The sequence below is a fragment of the Planctomycetaceae bacterium genome (assembly GCA_041398825.1).
Classification (GTDB): Bacteria; Planctomycetota; Planctomycetia; order Planctomycetales; family Planctomycetaceae; genus F1-80-MAGs062.
The window spans coordinates 402796-421950 of record JAWKTX010000004.1 but is presented as its reverse complement, the minus strand read 5'-3'; the positions used below and the strand labels follow the sequence as shown (position 1 = coordinate 421950).

General features: G+C 54.6%; 10 protein-coding genes. 8 read left to right on the top strand and 2 right to left on the bottom strand.

Features of this window, described 5'->3' with window-relative positions; all coding sequences use genetic code 11:
• The first annotated feature begins 28 nt into the window (after positions 1–28).
• The 3 genes from R3C20_09935 to R3C20_09925 are packed head-to-tail and all read left to right on the top strand — an operon-like array spanning position 29 to position 6890.
• On the top strand, positions 29–3364 hold the full coding sequence (locus R3C20_09935) for a transglutaminase family protein (protein MEZ6040816.1): 3336 nt from the start codon (positions 29–31) through the stop codon (positions 3362–3364).
• On the top strand, positions 3361–6018 hold the full coding sequence (locus R3C20_09930) for a circularly permuted type 2 ATP-grasp protein (GenBank protein MEZ6040815.1): 2658 nt from the start codon (positions 3361–3363) through the stop codon (positions 6016–6018). The genes R3C20_09935 and R3C20_09930 overlap by 4 nt, the downstream gene beginning before the upstream one ends.
• The gene (locus R3C20_09925; GenBank protein ID MEZ6040814.1) at positions 6015–6890 is read left to right on the top strand and encodes a transglutaminase family protein; all 876 of its coding nucleotides are present in this window, start codon (positions 6015–6017) and stop codon (positions 6888–6890) included. The genes R3C20_09930 and R3C20_09925 overlap by 4 nt, the downstream gene beginning before the upstream one ends.
• Before the next feature lie 255 nt (positions 6891–7145).
• Here R3C20_09925 and R3C20_09920 read toward each other — a convergent pair whose 3' ends face one another.
• Positions 7146–9104, bottom strand: coding sequence for a redoxin domain-containing protein (locus R3C20_09920; protein ID MEZ6040813.1), 1959 nt, complete (start codon positions 9102–9104; stop codon positions 7146–7148).
• Between the two features lie 151 nt (positions 9105–9255).
• On the opposite strand from R3C20_09920, the gene pdxA reads away from it, so the two are divergent.
• The 5 genes from pdxA to R3C20_09895 all read left to right on the top strand — a co-directional run bounded on the left by pdxA (position 9256) and on the right by R3C20_09895 (position 15448).
• On the top strand, positions 9256–10467 hold the full coding sequence (gene pdxA / locus R3C20_09915) for a 4-hydroxythreonine-4-phosphate dehydrogenase PdxA (protein ID MEZ6040812.1): 1212 nt from the start codon (positions 9256–9258) through the stop codon (positions 10465–10467).
• A 382-nt stretch (positions 10468–10849) separates the two neighbouring features.
• Positions 10850–12427 (top strand): Hsp70 family protein, encoded by a 1578-nt coding sequence (locus R3C20_09910; GenBank protein MEZ6040811.1) that lies wholly within the window; start codon positions 10850–10852, stop codon positions 12425–12427.
• 148 nt (positions 12428–12575) lie between these two features.
• Positions 12576–13169 (top strand): hypothetical protein, encoded by a 594-nt coding sequence (locus R3C20_09905; protein ID MEZ6040810.1) that lies wholly within the window; start codon positions 12576–12578, stop codon positions 13167–13169.
• A gap of 156 nt (positions 13170–13325) precedes the next feature.
• On the top strand, positions 13326–14279 hold the full coding sequence (gene hemC, locus R3C20_09900) for a hydroxymethylbilane synthase (protein ID MEZ6040809.1): 954 nt from the start codon (positions 13326–13328) through the stop codon (positions 14277–14279).
• A 38-nt stretch (positions 14280–14317) separates the two neighbouring features.
• Positions 14318–15448, top strand: a complete 1131-nt coding sequence (locus tag R3C20_09895; GenBank protein ID MEZ6040808.1) for an FtsW/RodA/SpoVE family cell cycle protein — start codon at positions 14318–14320, stop codon at positions 15446–15448.
• A gap of 147 nt (positions 15449–15595) precedes the next feature.
• Here R3C20_09895 and R3C20_09890 read toward each other — a convergent pair whose 3' ends face one another.
• The gene (locus tag R3C20_09890; protein MEZ6040807.1) at positions 15596–18949 is read right to left on the bottom strand and encodes a HEAT repeat domain-containing protein; all 3354 of its coding nucleotides are present in this window, start codon (positions 18947–18949) and stop codon (positions 15596–15598) included.
• Positions 18950–19155: the final 206 nt, after the last annotated feature.

Sequence of the window (19155 nt, the reverse complement as noted above, 5' to 3'; positions counted from 1 at the left end):
TCACATTCGCCCTATCGACAGATAACCTATGACCATTCGTGTCGCACTGAATCACAAGACGACATACTACTACGATCGTCGGATTTCACTTGGGCCACAGATCGTACGATTGAGACCGGCACCACACTGTCGAACTCCAATCCACAGCTATTCGCTGACCGTTAAGCCTGAAAAACATTTTATTAACTGGCAGCAGGACCCTCACGCCAATTATCAGGCAAGATTCGTCTTCCCTGATAAGACGAAGCAGTTGTCTGTTGAGGTCGACCTGATCGCAGAAATGACGGTCATCAATCCATTCGATTTCTTCGTTGAAGAATCCGGGGATCAGTTTCCATTTCAATACGACAAGGCTTTGCGGCGCGATCTGCTTCCGTTTCTGGAACTTACAGAACCGGGTCCTCAATGGCGGTCCTTCATCGACAGTATCGACCGCACCCGACGAAACACGGTCGATTTTCTGGTTGATCTGAATGCACGCCTGCAGCAGGAGATTCGCTATGAAATCAGGATGGAACCCGGTGTCCAGTCGGCCGAAGAAACTCTGACACTGAAGCGAGGGTCCTGCCGCGACACCGGATGGTTGCTGGTACAGACTCTGCGCCACCTTGGTTTAGCCGCCCGATTTGTTTCCGGGTATTTGATTCAGCTTACTCCGGACGTAAAGTCCCTGGATGGTCCAAGCGGGGCAGAGTACGACTTCACGGACCTTCACGCCTGGGCCGAAGTCTTCCTTCCCGGAGCTGGATGGGTGGGGCTCGATCCGACTTCCGGTTTGTTCGCAGGCGAAGGCCACATTCCTCTGGCCTGTACGCCGGAGCCAATGTCAGCCGCGCCCATCAGTGGAACACTGGATGAATGTGAGGTTGAATTTGACTTCGCAATGACTGTGACTCGCATCCACGAGGATCCGCGAGTGACCAGGCCATACACCGACATGCAATGGGAGGCGATCAATCGCCTTGGCAACGAAGTGGATCGCAGGCTCAAGGAGGAAGATGTTCGATTGACGATGGGCGGCGAACCAACCTTCGTATCGGTCGATGACATGGAAGGCGCAGAATGGAATTCCGCTGCTGTCGGACCACAAAAGCGGCGTCTGTCCGAAGTGCTCATCAAGCGACTGCGCGACGCCTTCGCTGCAGGGGCATTTCTGCATTATGGTCAGGGAAAATGGTATCCCGGAGAGTCTCTGCCCCGATGGGCACTGGGTTGTTACTGGCGAACCGACGGACTGCCGGTCTGGCATGATGCAGGTTTGATTGCCGACATCGATCGCGATTATGGCCTGGATGCAGATGCGGCGGCCCGCTTTATTCACCACCTGGCAAAAGCTCTGGAAGTCAATGACCGCTACATCGTCCCCGCCTTCGAAGACATCGCACATTACCTGGTGAAGGAACAGCGGCTGCCGGTGAATGTGGATCCACGTGACCCAAAGCTGCGCAATCCGGAAGACCGAGCCAGAATGGTTTCGGTTTTCGAACGCGGACTCAACGCGCCGGTGGGATTCGTAATGCCATTAAAACGCCAGTGGTGGCAGAGCCAGCATCGCCCCTGGATCAGTGGACCGTGGCCGGTTCGGTCAGGACGCATGTTTCTCCTTCCAGGAGACTCGCCGCTGGGGCTGCGATTGCCACTGGATTCCCTGCCCTACGTGCCGGATTCCAGACTGCCGCCTTTTCAGCCGCGAGACCCGACCATCCAGCGACCACCGTTGCCACGATTTGATGATCGGCGACAGGATTTCCTGCGAGGAGCAGAGCAGGCTGTTGGCGTTCAGGGAATTTCAGAACAGTTGCTGTCCAGAGTTCATTCTCCCGATGAAGTGATGGATCCGGGTTCGGTGGTTCGCACAGCGTTATGTGTAGAACCCCGTAACGGGCGTCTTCATGTGTTCATGCCACCGGTTGAACTTCTCGAAGACTACCTGGAATTGCTTGCTGCCGTCGAATGCACAGCCCAGACATTAAAAATGCCGGTTGTGATCGAAGGCTATTTACCGCCGCAGGACGACCGGCTTCAGTGTCTGAAAGTGACACCGGATCCGGGCGTCATCGAAGTAAATACGCATCCGGCATCCTCGTGGGATGAGTTGGTTGAAACAACAACAACGCTTTACGAACTTGCACGCCAAACGCGTCTTGGTACCGAGAAGTTTGATCTGGACGGACATCATACGGGAACTGGTGGTGGCAACCATGTGGTCATGGGTGGACCAACTCCGGCGGACAGCCCTTTCCTTCGACGCCCGGACATGCTGAAGAGCTTCGTTGGCTACTGGCTGAATCACCCTTCATTGTCTTACCTTTTCAGCGGACGTTTTGTCGGCCCCACGAGCCAGGCTCCACGCGTTGACGAAGGTCGCCGTGATGCACTTTATGAACTGGAACTTGCTTTTTCGCAGGTCCCCGATCGGAGTCAGCCATCTGCGCCATGGCTGGTGGATCGATTGTTCAGAAATCTGCTGATCGATCTGACTGGAAACACGCATCGTGCGGAGATTTGTATCGACAAACTGTACTCGCCGGATAGTACGACGGGACGACTTGGCCTGGTCGAACTCCGCGGATTTGAAATGCCGCCGCATGCACAGATGAGTCTGACGCAGCAACTGCTGATTCGGGCTCTCGCGATGAAATTCTGGTCAACGCCATTCAACGAACGACTGACCGACTGGGGAACCTCACTGCACGACCGTTATCTGTTACCCTGGTTCGTCTGGACGGACCTTGGCCACGTAATCGAAGATCTGAACGCCGCTGGTTTAGCGTTTGAACGCAGTTGGTTTTCGCCACACTTCGAATTTCGTTTTCCGATGATCGGTGAGATTACCGTGGACGGAATTCATTTCGAGTTACGCAATGCCATTGAACCCTGGTACGTGCTGGGCGAAGAGCCAGGCGGAGGTGGAACGGTCCGATTCGTCGATTCGTCGGTCGAGCGGCTGCAGGTTCGAGTGACAGGAATGACGGGCACTCGACATGTGATTTCATGCAATGGTCGACGCATTCCGCTGCACCCCACCGGTGTCCAGGGAGAATACGTCGGAGCCGTTCGCTATCGTGCCTGGTGGCCGCCATCGTGTTTGCATCCCACGGTACCCGTGCATAGTCCGCTCGTCTTTGATATTCTGGATGTCTGGTCAGAACGATCGATCGGCGGATGCGTTTACCACGTATCGCACCCGGCCGGCCGAAACTATGAAACTTTTCCTGTCAATGCGTACGAAGCCGAGGCGAGGCGAGTGTCACGATTCTTTGCGATGGGGCATACCCCCGGGCCGGTTAATATCCCGCCGCGCGAGATTAACGCGGCGTTTCCCCTGACGCTCGATCTGCGCCGAGGCGTTAGTCCTGCATGAGTTCCAATCGCATCGACGGATCGATCCATCCCGGCACTGGCGCAAAGCCATTCTCTTTTTTTAGTGAATACCAGCCGCTGGCCGGAGCGTATGACGAATGTTGCCTTCCCAATGGGTCAATCCGGAAGGAATGGCAGTCTGTGGTGGCACGTCTCGACAGCATGGGACTCGAGGAACTCAGCAATCGCTGGCAGCAGGCACGGACGCAGATTTCCAGGGACGGGGTTACATTTAACCCGCACGATTCGGAAGGCACAGTATCCAGGCCGTGGTTGCTGGACGCCATTCCGTTGGTTTTTGCTGAATCAGCATGGCAGTCGCTGAGTCTGAAACTTGCTCAGCGCGCCCGATTGATGGAAGCTCTGCTGTCGGACTTGTTCGGTGACCAGCGACTTCTGAAAGAACGGATCATCCCCCCCGATCTTGTGTTCGGACATCCTGCCTGGTACCCCGTTTATCAGCAGTTGTACGCATCAGGTCATCGCTTTCTGGATTATTACGTCAGCGATCTGGCTCGAGACACGGATGGCAAGTGGTGGGTCACCGGAGATCGTGTCAAATCACCTTTCGGACTCGGGTATTCACTGGAGAACCGCATTGTCACGTCACGTATGTTGTCGGGGATTCTGCGAAAAGTGCCCGTCAAACGTCTGGCACCGTTCTATGCAACCATGAAAGAACAACTGCGGCAACTGGCCCCGCGTTTTCGGGACAATCCGCGAATCGTTCTCTGGTCAAAGGGGCCCAAGAGTCGTTCGTACTTCGAAGACTCTTATTTGTCGCGGTACCTGGGCTACACGCTCGCCGAAGGTGGTGACCTCGCAATTCGCGGGGAAAGCGTGCAATTAAAAACCCTGGGCGGGCTGCTTCCCGTTGAAGTTCTGTTTCGGCGGCTGGACGATGATGATTGTGATCCGATTGAGTTGAATCCTGGTTCTGAACACGGTGTGCCGGGCCTGCTGGAAACGATTCGGAGCGGAAAGATCGCGGTCACAAATTCCATCGGAAGTCGACTCATCGAATCCCCGGCCTTTGTACCGTATCTGCCCGCAATCAGCCGATTCCTGCTGTCCGAAGAGTTGCAGCTGCCGTCCGTTCCGACCTGGTGGTGCGGCGAATCAAGCGCGATGGAGCACGTGCTGCGAAATCTGGACACAATGATCGTTCGACCGGCATTCAGAACAACCGATGAACCGCCGCTCCATTCCTCGGGGATGTCGGCCCAGCAACGTAATGAACTGGAACAGAAGATCCGCGCGGAGCCCACCAGCTACGTGGCGCAAAGCCCCGTTCACCGATCCACTGCACCCGTACTTGTCGACGGGAAGGTAGTGCCCTGGTATCTGGCGTTGCGGGCGTTTCTGATCCATTCGGATTCCGGATTTCGGAGCCTGCCAGGTGGACTGGCTCGCGTTTCACCCCAGTCTGAGAATCTGAACTTCACGATGACGTCCGGGGAACGAACGCAGGATGTCTGGATTCTGACTCAGCACCACGAGCCGGAAATCAGTCTTCTGGATGCGCCGACTACGATGGTTCAGCCGCGCAGAAGCGGTTCTGAACTGCCAAGTCGAGTTGCAGATAACATGTTCTGGCTGGGGCGATACATTGAACGGGCTGAACAGACCTGCCGTCTGTTCCGGACGGTTTTCGAATCGTTTGAATCAGAGTTGCCGGATGGGCCTGAACATCAGCCCCTGCTGAGATCTCTCGCGGAACATGGACACATTGAACCAGACCATGCGGTTCCGGAACTGCGTCGAATGTCAACGGAGTTGATCGACCTGCTGCCCGAATCTCTCTTCGACCTTCAGCGTCCAATGGGGCTGCGATCCACGATTGCCAGCGCAACCTACAATGCCGTGCGCGTGCGGGATCGAATTTCCCCGGACATGTGGAGGACGATCGATCGCATTAAGGAACGGATGAAACCGGAAACATATGGAAAGGACCTTCGTGACTTAGATGTCATGGACATGCTCGACCGCATGCTGGCGGACTTTGCAGCCTTCTCCGGACTGGCCGCCGAAAGCATGACGCGCACACTGGCATGGCGTTTTCTGGACCTTGGCCAGCGACTCGAAAGAACAGCACAGATTAATGGGCTGATCAAGAATTTCTTTTGTCAGGTTACCCCAGGCGGGGATCCGGTAGTCGTTGACCCGGCCGTCATCGAAACGGTACTCAAGATCACAAACAGCCTGATGACATATCGAAGTCGTTATCTCGCGACTTACCAGATCCCGGTCGTACTTGATCTGCTCATTACGGATTCAACAAATCCAAGGTCCATCCTGTTTCAAATACAGCAGATCAACCAGCATCTGGACGCAATGCCACATGGAGAAACTCAGGCAATGCTGAATTCTGAACAGCGTCATGGGCTTGCCATGGCAAACGCTGTTCGGCTCGCAGATATTTTCGAGCTAAGCGAGGCGGATGCCTCAGGACGTCGCCTTCAGCTTCAAAAGCTTACAAAACGTCTGGACGATCAATTGCCGCGATTGTCCGATGAGTTATCAGGCCGATTTCTGATTCACGCCGGGCTGACCCGTCACTTCGCCATGTCCAATCCGCATCTGCACCGAGTATCAAACTCGACGCAGGCAGCGTCCGGGAATCCACGTCGCGACTCCGGGAAGTCGACCCGATGAAATATAAAATCACTCATACAACGACGTACCAGTACACGTCGGCGGTCAGCATTTGCCAGAACGTCGTTATCCTGACACCACGAGATTCCGCCACGCTGACATGCCTTCATCACCGGTTGACGATTCGGCCCACTCCCACTTCTGCCAGTCGCAGGATTGATGCGTTCGGAAATGTCGTGCACGCATTTTCTCTGGAGGAGACGCATTCGCAACTATCGATCACTGCGGTTAGTCGAGTTGACGTGAAAGAGTCGCAACTGTCGTCAGGCACTGAGTCTTTCACAGTGGCCGATCTGAGGAAAGAGCTCAACGCGGGATGCGGAAACGAATGGCTGAAGGTAGCAGTCTTTCTGTTTAATTCCCCCCGAATTCGGAAAGGTCAGATTTTCAGCAGCTTCGCACGCCGCTTCTTCCCTTCCGATGCCTCCCTGCTGCAGGCGATCAAGTCGTTCAACACGCACATGCACGAATCGTTCGTTTACGATAAAGACGCCACACACGTCGACACAAAGACAGAAGAAGCGTTTGAAGGGGGACGAGGTGTGTGTCAGGACTTTGCTCACATTGCCATTGCATGTCTCCGATCGATTGGTATTCCGGCACGCTATGTCAGCGGCTATCTGCGAACGGAGCCGCCCGAAGGCAGGGAGCGGCTTATCGGTGCAGATCAGTCTCATGCATGGTTGTCTGTGTATGCGGGCGAAACCATTGGCTGGGTTGATATTGATCCCACAAACGATTGTGTCTGTTCCACAGACCACATTCCTGTCGCCACGGGGCGAGACTATTCGGACGTCGTCCCGGTCCGCGGTATTTTCCTTGGAGGTGGCGATACTTCGCAGGCCGTGAGCGTCGATGTCGCGCCGATATAGTTCTTCCGATTGACCGGCATCGGACCGCGCGGCCCGTTGCCGTTGCACACATCTCAGTGTTGCTCACATCTCATTGTTGCTCACATATCAGTGTTGCTCACCGGCCAGCCATGTTTGGCTGACGCGTTGAATTCCTGTTGTTGACCCCGGTCAATTCAAATCACGCTGAGAAACCCGAAAAGAACAACGCACCGACCTGTAACAGGTCGGTGCGTCAGGAGGAACAAGTTTGGTATCGAACGACTGCGATGTCAGTTAGTTCTTTTGCGTTCTGGGAGCGTTCGCCGCTGACTGTCGCGTTGCATCCAGCTTTTCACCCTTCAGCAATGCCTGAACAGCGGTTTCAAGATTCTCCGTAGCGATGCCACTGGCTACGACACCATCCTTATCCATTATGAACATCGTTGGCACTGAAATGATTCCATAGTCGCGAGCCAGCTGACCTTCCATACCGCCAGCGTCACGAATACTCTGCCATCGAATTCCGTACTGTCTGAGATAGGCGGGAAGCGTATCCACGGTGGAATCCAGATTCACGCCAAGGATCTCAAATCCGGACGGCTGATACTTCTGATAAATCGCATTAATGGTTTGCAGATCCGAAGTAAATGGCGTGGCCCAGGTTGTCCAGAATACGACCAGCGTCACTTTGCCTCGATACTGCTGAATGGAAAGCGGCTGCCCGTTTAGTGACCGCCCCTGAAGTTCCAGTCTCGTTCCATTCAAAGCCAGTCGCTTCAGCGCTCCACGGGCCCGGATCCCCTGATTGCTTCGTTCGTAGTCACGAGCCAGCATCGTATACCAGGACTTCGCATCGTCGATTCGCCCAAGAAGCTCAGCACCAATGGCAAGCTGTGCGATGGCTTCAGGTGCACTCTCTGATTTTGGCCAGCGTTTGACGTAGGCTTCCACCTGTTCGCCCCACCATGTCTGAGCAGCATCCGGGGCCTTGGGATCGGCATTCTTCAGACGGATTGCGTACTCCGCCAGAAGACGGCGGTAGTAGATGAAGCTCAGCAGTTCTTCGTTGTCTTTTACTTTTTCCTGCAGATCCGCCAGTCGTTTGGGACCAGCAGCATATTCACCAGTCTGAGTAGCAGCGGTAACGCCTTCTGCGAACTGACGAATCCATTGCACACGGTCTTCGTCCGACTGTGGCTGTTGCATCAGTTTTTCCAGAACATCCGCGCGCTGAACGTTGAAGGCCACCAATTGAGCAGGGGTTGCTTCGGCAGATGGACTTGCTTCATCGATTTTTTGCAGCTCTGCCAGCAGACGCTGCATTTCTTCCGACATACTGTCGGGCGCACCCGCGGATGCTCGTGTGAGCTGAGGCTGCATCAGAATTCCGCCGAGTTGAATTGTCTGCGGGCCGCTTCCTTCAAGTGGGCTGGGCAATTGAGCCAGTTTCCAGACGTTCCCGATCTGAACCATCTCTCCGATCATGACCAGATCGTGCTTCTCTCCATTTTGCACGATGGCCATGGCGTTTTCATAGACAGTCAGGTCAGTTGCCGCCCTGTCGTCTTCTGCCGGAATGAGTCCGGGGACGGGCGGATCAAATCGTACCCATGTTGATCGCTGATTCAGAATCTTACTGGAGGACAGGATTGCCCGAAGCTTTCCGGGCAAATCACTGGTCGCAGCCGCCAGTTCTCTGGCGACAGAATCGTTGATTTTCAAATTCTTGATGTCGTCTGCAGATAACATCACGCTGGAGAGTGCCTGAACATCTCCGCGGATCATTGACTCGACCGCGATCCGAGCGGCTTCCTGAGCTGAAAGAATGCGCCACGCATCAATGCGGCCGTCTTCATTTTGGTCGAGCCCCCAGCGAGTCCCGCCCCAGTTCATCCACCGGCACTGGTCCGGCTTGTTGTTCTTGTTGGTATCGATATCGCGGAAGACTTCCAGCCCCATGCGATAGTATCGATACTGGTCGGCAAAACCGTCGGCATTGGTGTCCGAGATCCGGCGGAGGACCTGGCCGGCTGCTCCCAACACGACGTAACTGCCAGGTTCATTTTCGACTCGACATTTGGGTAGTTCTTCCGCCGTCGGGTTATCAATTTCCACATCTGACTGGCTTGGGCGGTAGGCCTTCAGAATCTGTTCGGCCGTCGGGGCTTTCTGCTGAGCATGAGCAGCCCCTGAAACCAAAATGCCCGCGACGACCCTGAGCAACGCGATCTGAGCGCAGCGTTTGAAACGCATCCCTGCCACTCCGTACAAAAAACCATTGAACCGTTAGAATCCCTGAGTCAGCAGCCAGGGAATCCAATTTCACTGCCGCTGACATCCGGCAGTTTAGGACATTTCGACCTGCCAAGTCACCACCAGTTTCTGACGATCCGAGCCGACTGCCATGCCTGCTAACTACTTGTCCACCGCTTCGAACGATTCTCCCCAATCCTGCCCGGTAGTCGCCATCACCATTGGAGATGTTGCGGGAATCGGCCCCGAAGTCGTCGTTCGGGCGCTGAACAGCATCCTTCATCCGCCCAGCAGTACCGAGATTTCTCCGTCACATTGTATGTTCCTTCCTTTAGTCATCGGGCACCCGCGCGTCATGGAGGAGGCAGCCCAATTGGCTGGAAAATCGCTGACCTTTGTCCCTCTGGATGCAATTCCGGGCGAAGGTCACCTGCAGTCCCTGTTGCAGAAACTTCAATCTTCCGGACAGGTTGCCTGCTGGAATCCAGCCGGGGATGCCGTTCTCTCCGCCCCTGGATGTCAAGTCAGCTCGACGGCGGGCGAAGCTGCTTATCAATATCTGGTTGAAGCCATTCGCCTGACTCAGTCGGGGGTGACCGACGCCATTGTCACCGCCCCACTGAACAAGGAGTCCCTGCACGCAGCCGGACATCAGGAACCAGGTCACACAGAAATTCTGGCCGCCGAATGCCGGATTGAAGAATTCGCCATGATGCTTCACCTGTCCGAGTCCCGCATTCGAAACATCCGTGGGGTCCTGAGTGGAATGCAGGATGAAACCGAGTTTGACGGAAATGGACTCAGCATCGCCCACGTGACGCTACACACTTCGGTGAAAAGTGTGCCGCAGCTCCTGTCACAGAAAGCGGTGCTGGAAAAAATCCAGCTGATGGACCAGTTCCTCACGCGAATCGGCTGCTCACGCAAAGCCATTGCCGTCTGCGCTCTCAACCCTCACGGTGGCGAAAACGGTCTGTTCGGAGACGAGGAGTCTCGAATGATTCGCCCTGCCGTTGAACAGGCGGCCGCCGGGGGCACGAATGTGACCGGCCCCCTGCCAGTCGACACGCTGATACGTCGGGCCGTTCTGGGAGAATTTGATGGTGTGGTGGCGATGTACCACGATCAGGGACACATTCCCGTCAAACTCATTGGATTTGATTCTGCCGTGAATATTACGCTGGGCCTGCCCATCATTCGAACCAGTCCGACCCACGGAACGGCATTCGACCGCGCATGGAATCCTTCAACCCCAGCCGACCATTCCGGTATGCTCGAAGCAATTCGAATGGCAGTACTGTTGTGTGATCCGCGTGACAACCGCTCAAACGGTGGCCAGACGGGGGAAGGACGGCCACTATGAACCGATCTGTCCCATTTGTACAACGTAACCGCAGTTTTGACGCAGCCTGAACAAAGAGACATCTCGTAAAGAACATTCAGCATTTCAGCCTTTGCCCCCTGTCGAATTGTTCGGTTCGTCCGATGATTTCGGCGGGTCTTCCCGGATACCGCATTTCGCCGTGCCTGCCGCTTGAATCGAGGGCCTCGGATTGCCAGAATCTGCTAGCCTTGGTGGCACTGAACAAAAATCTCTGATTTGGTTCCACCGCAAGGTCGCAGGACTTTGCGTCTGCGTGGTATTCGCCCGGACCTTCCGGTGAATCCTACGGCAGACATTTTGTCAGCAAGGACAGCGCAAGGTACGTATCGCGTTCCAGTCAAAGAAGAATCTGAGGGTCCACATGAAGTTCCTTGAAGGTAACACTGTCGGTATTGACCTTGGCACGACCTACAGTGCCATCGCCCGCATCGACGAAGATGGTAATCCGACCGTCATCAATAATGCCGACGGCCGTCCGATCACACCTTCAGTGGTTTTGCTCGACGAAGATCGAGTTGTCGTGGGTCCTTCCTTCGAACGTATCTCTGTTGCCGATCCGACTTCCATTGTGGAAGCAATCAAACGAGAAATGGGCAACAAGGACTTCTACGTTGTTTACCAGAACAAGAAGTTGACCCCTGAATTTGTGTCTGCTCTGATCCTGAAGAAGATGAAGCAGGACGCAGAAAAGGTGATCGGACCGATTGCCAACGCAGTGATCACTGTTCCCTACTACTTCAATGATGTTCGCCGAAAGGCAACACAGGACGCCGGTCGAATCGCTGGCCTGAACGTGGTTGACATCATCAACGAACCAACCGCGGCGACTCTTGCATACGCATGGAATCGTGGCGAACTGGGACGGACAGATCTGAAGAATGAAGAAAAGACGATCCTGGTTTACGACCTCGGGGGCGGTACTTTCGACGTCACCGTCGTCCGCTATACCCCTACCAGTTTCCGAGTGCTCGCCACGGACGGGGACGTCATGCTGGGGGGACTGGACTGGAGTAAGCGACTGTCTGACCATCTGGTTGAACAGTTCAAGCAGAAATTCGGGGCCGACCCAAGCGAAGACCCCGAAGCAATGCTCACCTTCCATCAGGAATCTGAAGACGCCAAACGTGACCTCAGCTCAAAGCCGACCGTCAACATCAGCGTCTACTACAAGGGTAATACTCTGACCGTTGCATTGTCGCGCGTTGATTTCGAACGCATGACCGCTGACCTGTTGCAGCGAACAAAAGACACGACCGAACTGGTGATGCACCAGGCAGGCGTCAAACCGGGAATGCTTGACGAAGTCGTTCTGGTCGGCGGATCAACGTACATGCCGGTTGTGGAACAGATGCTTCGCGAAGTTACGCAACGCGAGCCTTCACGTGCCCTGGCACCTGAACGTGCCGTGGCAGAAGGTGCAGCCATCCACGCAGCCATCCTGCAGGCTCGCCATGGCGAAGCCGGGAACTCAGTGGCCGAAGCTGTTCAGAAGCGACTCAACTCGGTTAAGACTTCCGATGTGAACTCTCACAGCCTGGGAATCAAGATTACCGATCCCAAGGACCGGAGTCGTAAGATCAATCATATTATGATCCCGAAGAACACTCCTGTTCCTCACAGTGTGTCGCAAAGGTTCGGCACCAACAGCCAGAACCAGCAGCGAATTCACGTGGAAGTTTTGGAAGGGGACGCAATTGATCCGGCAGCATGCGAAATGATTGGGGACTTCCGCGTCTTCAATCTGCCTGCCAATCTGCCGAAGGGTTCACCTCTCGAAATTACGTACTCCTACGACTCCGCAGGACGTTTTTCTGCCAAAGCTCGCGAACTGGCGGGCAACAACGAGGCAAGTACCGAGATTGTTCGTGCAGGTGGTATGAGCGAAGCTCAGGTCACCGACGCCCTTGATACTCTGTCCAAAGAATACGAGATCGAGTAATCGGTTTCACGCTTTGAGAATGATAACGCAGGGCGAAGTTCCTTCAAGGACTTCGCCCTTTTTCTGTTGATATCTCGCCTGCCGCGAAGACAATTTGTCCCCGGGCAGGCATAATGTGAAACTCATTTCAATTCAGAAAGGATTTGCCATGATGACAAAGAGTTCACTCCGAGCCATCCTGACCCTGGCCCTGTGTCTAACCGCCAGCCAGGCACTGGCCGACGAAAAGGCATCGAATGAAAAACCTGCCACTCAGGCTGCTGCTTTCGGCAAACTCACTCTCAACCTGCCCTCGACATGGAAAGATGCCGAAGTTGTCTCTCGCATGCGGCTTGGGAAAACGTATCACACGCCAATTGCTGAAGGCGATAAGGATCCAGGCGAGCTGACCGTATTCAGCTTTCCCGGCGGGGGTGGAGGAGTTGCCGCTAACATCCAGCGATGGATCGGTCAGTTTCAAAGTGCTGGCCGAAAATCTTCGATCAAAACCGGCAAGGCTGGTGAATCGACCTATTACCTTGCAGAGATCTCCGGAACCTACAAGAAATCCATCGGTCCACCGATTCAGCAGCGAACAGAAGATATGGAAGGTTACCGAATGATTGGTGTCATTCTGGAAGCCGATGGCGAGGTGTACTATCTGAAACTGACCGGACCGGATGCCACAATCCGGGCACAGGCCCATGCGTTCCGAACATCATTCGGGGGCCACGCCGCTCATGAATCTGACTACGCACTCTAATCGAATCAACGTCAGCATTCCGAATGGCTGACGGTGTCCAACTGATTCAGAACGCGGGCCGGCGAAACTTCTCGCTGGCCCGAAGCGTTTGAATCTTGTCATTTCAAACGACTTCACACCCACTGATTTGCTCGTTTGCCGGAATCTGTCCTTCCGATGTCCCAACAACAACGCACTCTCCGCATTGCTACTCGCACCAGCCCACTCGCACTGTGGCAGGCAAACTACATGGCCGAGCAACTGCGATCGTTGCCGACTGGCCACTCGGTTGAAATCGTTCACATCATCACCACCGGCGACACCAATCAAACAGATGCCCTGCGTCAGTTTGGAGGAACCGGCGTCTTCACACGCGAAGTCCAAAAGGCGGTTCTGGACGATCGCGCTGACCTGGCTGTCCACAGCCTGAAAGACCTGCCCACTGTTTCCGCAGAAGGTCTTGTGCTTGGATGTGTTCCCCCTCGCGCGCCGAGATGTGATGCGTTGCTGGTCGGTTCCGGCAGTTCCGCTCCCTCCGGACTGCATGATCTGCCACACAACGCTCGTATCGGGACTGGAAGTCCTCGCCGACAGGCCCAGCTGCTTCACTATCGACCAGACTTGAAGCTGGAAGAAATTCGCGGCAATGTTGATACACGGATTCGCAAGCTGGACGAAGGACAGTTCGACGCCATCATCCTGGCCGAAGCCGGGTTGACGCGTCTCGGACTTGCGGACCGAATCAGCCTCCACCTTCATCCGCCCCTGTTTTACCCGGCCGTTGGACAAGGGGCCCTTGGCATTGAATGCCGATCAGACGACGAAGAACTGCTGAAGCTTCTGGCGCAAATTACGTGCCCGCAAACACTTGCCGAAGTCACTGCAGAACGCGCACTGCTGCGTGAACTTCGCGCCGGATGTCATGCACCTCTTGCCGCATGGACGAGCATCATCGGAGATCAACTGCAGTTAAATTCAATTCTGTTGACAAGTGACGGCCGCCTGCGATTATCACATGTTGAAGTGGGCAGTAAAGCGGACGCAGAGTTCATTGGAATCTCCGCCGCTCAGCAACTGATTGCAATCGGCGGGGACCATCTTCTGAACGAACCAGCACCGCAGGATGCGTGAAACATCAGTGATCACTGGAGGACGCCGTTGCGGCAAAGATGTTGGAATTGCTGAAACGAATTCACTGGTCCATCCCGGTCCTTTCCCTGGCGATCTACGCCTTTGGCCTGGCTGGATTACAGCGAGCAGATGAACTTTACGGAGCATCGCGGCTGTTCGAACGGCAGTTGATCTGGGCGGCAATCGCCATCCCTGTGATGATGGCGACAGTGGCGGTTCCCTATCGATCGTTGCGATCATTCAGTACGCCGGCATATCTGCTTTGCGTTGTCCTCCTGGTCGTCGTGCTGTTCATGCCTGCGATCAATGGTTCGCGAAGATGGATCCCCCTGGGATTTCTTGATTTCCAGCCAAGCGAGGTCACTCGACTGACATTTATTCTTGCCCTCGCTGCGCACTTGATGCACCAGGACCGACATCGGAATCTGACAGGGTTAACGATCCCTTTCCTGATGACTTTTGTTCCGCTGTTACTTGTTCTCAAAGAGCCGGACCTGGGCACGGCAATGCTGTTTCTGCCTGTTCTGTTTGCTGTGCTGTTTGCGGCAGGAGCACGCACAAAACACCTGACGATGGCTGCAATAACAGGCTTACTGCTGATGCCTGTTCTTTGGACACAGATGAATGCGGAGCAGCGATCGAGAGTGGTTTCTGTGTTCCGTCAGCAGGATGGTGGAAATGCTCCGGCCGGCGATGGCTTCCATCTTCATCAGTCCAAGCAGATTCTTTCACTGGGGGGCATCCGGGGCCTGACCATGGAAGATGCCGAAGCGCTGGAAGATCCAGCGGCATTGCAGCTTCCGGCCGCCCGAACCGACTTCATTTTTGTCATGATCGGCGAACGGTTTGGATTATTGGGCTGCAGCGTCCTGCTTCTGCTGTACGCAGTGCTTATCTGGAAGGGACTTTCTGTCGCCCGCAGGACCAGGGAGCCTTTCGGAAGATTAGTGGTTGTTGGCATTGTCACCATGCTTGCCACACAAGTCGTCATAAACGTCAGCATGACTGTTGGACTCATGCCAATTACCGGCATCACACTTCCGCTGTGCAGCTACGGCGGAAGCAGCCTGCTTTCAACGTGCACAGCCATCGCGCTGATCATGAACGTAGCATTCAGACCAGGCTACGAAGTCGTCGATTCTGCCCGTTTTCGACGGATGGAACAGTGACCGAACGTATGCTGGAATCATCACCTCCGGGAACAAAGACGAACATGATCTTGCCCGGCTCCTTCCAGCAAAAAGGCCCGACATCAAAGGTGATGCCGGGCCGCTGTTGATGACGACAATCTGCAAAGATCCCGTTTGTTCTGACGGCTACTTCTGCGGCGGGACATCCTGATTCTGAGCATTCAGATAAGCCAGCAGGTCGACGAATTCTGAAGGGGCGACCGTCGCGGCGGCCCCTTCCGGCATGCTGCTTTGCTGCTGAATCACTCTGTCCTCGATATCAGACTTAGCGATTGTTCGTACTGCTTTGCCATCGAAGATATCCACGTTCAGATCATCTTCCTTGACCACAAGCCCGGCGACCGGCATGCCGTCTGATGTCACGATCACCGTTTGGCGATATTTTTCCGCAACTTCAGCATTGGGGTCCACAATCGACTGAACAATCTTCACTTTGTTCATGCGTTTCGCAACGCCTGCCAGATTGGGGCCAAAGTCGCGACCTTCGCCATTTGCAACGCGATGACATGCCGTGCAGTTTCGCACGAAGACTTCGCGGCCACGATTGCCATTGCCACCTTCCAGATCCGCAAGAGCCGTCATTGCCTTGTTGCGTTGTTCTTCAGGTTTTGTTTCCTGGCTGAGCAGCACCTGCAGGTGAGGAAATGCCGCCGCACCGGATTTGGAAGCCGACATAATCTGGCTCACAATTTCCCCTGCGCGGGCTCCCGCCTCAGGAATACGGCCGGTCACAAAGTCAGCTCGCCAAAGAGATTCGTGAGCAGCGAGCGCGTGCCGAACGGTGTAGTCGACCCAGTAGTCCGCATCGAAACTGGTCATTGCCATCAGTGCTTTGACAGCCACCATGTCGTCGTAATAGCTGAGCCCGCGAGCGGCTTCGGTGCGAACCCGGGGGTGCTGATCTCTGGACGCAGCGGCCAGGAGATTCAATGCGTCCGGAACCGATTCTCGCTCGTCAGCAATGATTCGAACGGCAGCCGCGCGGGCATTCGGTTCTGCGGCGCTGGTCACGACAGTCGTTAGCAGAGTCTTGTCGATGTGGTGATGAGACTGTTGAATCCACAATGCTTCGGTTCGAAGACGGTCGTATTCGGGATCCTGCCTGTCCAGGCTGGCAATCCACTTCTCCACGGCTGGCAGCACATCGGAGCTGGCCCGGTCGCGAAGTTCACGACGAGCTCGATATCGAGTACGCCATTCATATTCCCGAAGTTGTTCAAGAATCTCTGGCACCGATTTCCCGAACTGGGTCACAGGTTTGACGAGCGGTCTGGAGGGATAGGTCAGTCGATAGATGCGGCCCCTGGTATGATCACGATTCGGGTCTCGCTGGCTGTACTGCATATGACCGATCAACGCATTGGCCCAATCACCAAACCACATCGCGCCATCAGGACCAATTTGCGGATCTGCCGGTCGAAAATGCTTGTCGGTTGAACGGATCAAATCGTCTGGTGAACCATCTGGCTTCTTCAGTCGAGCACCATGGTAGCCTCCGCCATCATCACCCACTGTAAACCGCGGAAAGCCATTCATGTTGATCACGCAGGCATAGGTAAACTGTCCCTGAACGTCATCCGGAAAGTGCCGCGACACCAGAAACTCATTCCCGAGAGCTGGTCGCATTCCTTCGTTGTTAAAAATGAAATTCAGCCCCGTGCGTCCACCGAACTGGGCTCCGGAAAGCGGCGTATCCCAGGCCTGATTGGCTGTCGTCCCGTCTCCGACAAACCCCTGCCCCCAGTTATTGAACACGTAACACCACATGTTGTACTGTCCGGGAAGTGCAAACTGTCGAATCTTCAGTGACCGCGGATCCATCACATAGGCACCTCCAGCACCTTTGCTGCGATATGGTCCCCATGGTGTTTCCAGCGTTGTGCTGGTTGCGATACCTTCAAGCATGTGAAGATATCCGCCGTGATTCCACTCAAACGCGCTGCATGTGTGATGCGTATCGTCAGTTGCCCAACCGTCCATCAAATGCACAACCAGATCTGCTTTATCGTCACCATCCGTATCCTTCAGAAACAGAAGTCGCGGTTGATCAACAACCAGCACTCCGCCGTTCCAGAATTCAAAACCAGTTGGACAATGCAGTTCGTCGTAGAACACCTTGCAATTGTCAGCTTTGCCGTCCTGATCTGTGTCTTCCAGAATGATCAGGCGATCATTTGGTTTGGGGTCTCCCGGCTTCCATTGTGGGTAGGTTGGCATACAAGAAACCCAAAGCCGCCCCTTGTTGTCAAAGTTCAACTGAACGGGTTTTGCCAGCTCCGGAAACATGGTTTCGTCAGCAAAAGGCTCGACCGCAAAACCGTCCGGGACGGTGCATGATTCAACCAATTGCCGGGGTGTCAGGTATCGCAGTTCTTCAGCTTCCGAATAATCCTGTCGAGGATTTCCGAACCGCGTTTCCGGAGTAAACAGATCGGTCGTTCCCGAATCATCGGGCTGATCAGGCACTGGCTTACCGGCAGCAATATCCCATACATACTGATCGCGAACGGCTGCCATTTCCCGGATCTTTTTGTACTCACGGGGAAAGGTTTCGGTATCCCAGGTTCGTCGACCGCCATAGACATACCAGCCATTCAGCATCCGATAATCCTGCAGATGCACAAACGACTTATCATTTACAGCCGCTCGTAGTTTCTCGTATCCCGGACTTCCGAAGCTTGCTGGTGACGCGGCGCCAAACATCACTTCGTCGATGATGCGAGCAACCTCCTGATCTCCGCGATTGTTCAGGTGACAACCATTAATCGTGTACTGCATTCCGGGTTCTGCATTTAACAATTCATTCGACCGGTCGAATACATCAACAAATGCCAGACCCCTGTTCTTTGCAAACTGCTCAATGGCATCGCTGTACAGCTGCAGGTTGCTGTTTTCGGCGCTGCCATCAGGCAAAAGAGGATCCCCGGTAGCCTCAAATGCAATCGGTGAAATCAGGACGAACCGTGGTGAAGCTCTGGAATCGTCACGAGGATAGCGTTTGGCGATCTCATCCAGATACGTGCCATATTGTTCTTTGAATCTGTCCAGACCGTCCGCACCGGCAAACGATTCGTTGTAACCAAAGAAACAGAAGTATGTATCGGCTCCGAATGCTGCCATGGGATCGTCCAGGGCAGTGTAGTCATTGGACCTCTGGTGAACTCCGACTTCTTCAGCCGGGCGAGCAAAGTTGCGAACAACCAGTTGCTTGTCAGGAAATCGCGTGTGCAACAGAGTCTCGAAGTGACCAAACAGATTCATCCGCTCAGCCAGCGAGTTGCCCAGAAAAGCAATTCGTTCGTTGTTGATAAACTTGAGGGGGAGAGTGCCGGCTGGCAGATCGGGGCGTTTCGGTCGGGCAGGGAGTGCCAACAATTCTTTGGCAAGTTCTTTGGAAGGAGGCTGAGCAACCACTGATGGGCCCCAAGTGCCGGATATCAGGAAAGCTATGGCCAGAAAGACAAGGCTGGGGTTTCGCACGTAGAAAATACTCCTGAATTCAGGTCTTTTTATTTCAGGTCTCACCAACAATGAGCTTGTCCGCGGCTGCAATCAAACTCAAGATCTGATCGATCCTCAACCGCGGCGCCCTGTGAAAAAAATCGCAAACTGTGTTGTAAAGGAAAATACATGATGACGCGACAATTCTGCGTCTGAATTTCAAGGGACACCATGCAATCCCGGCA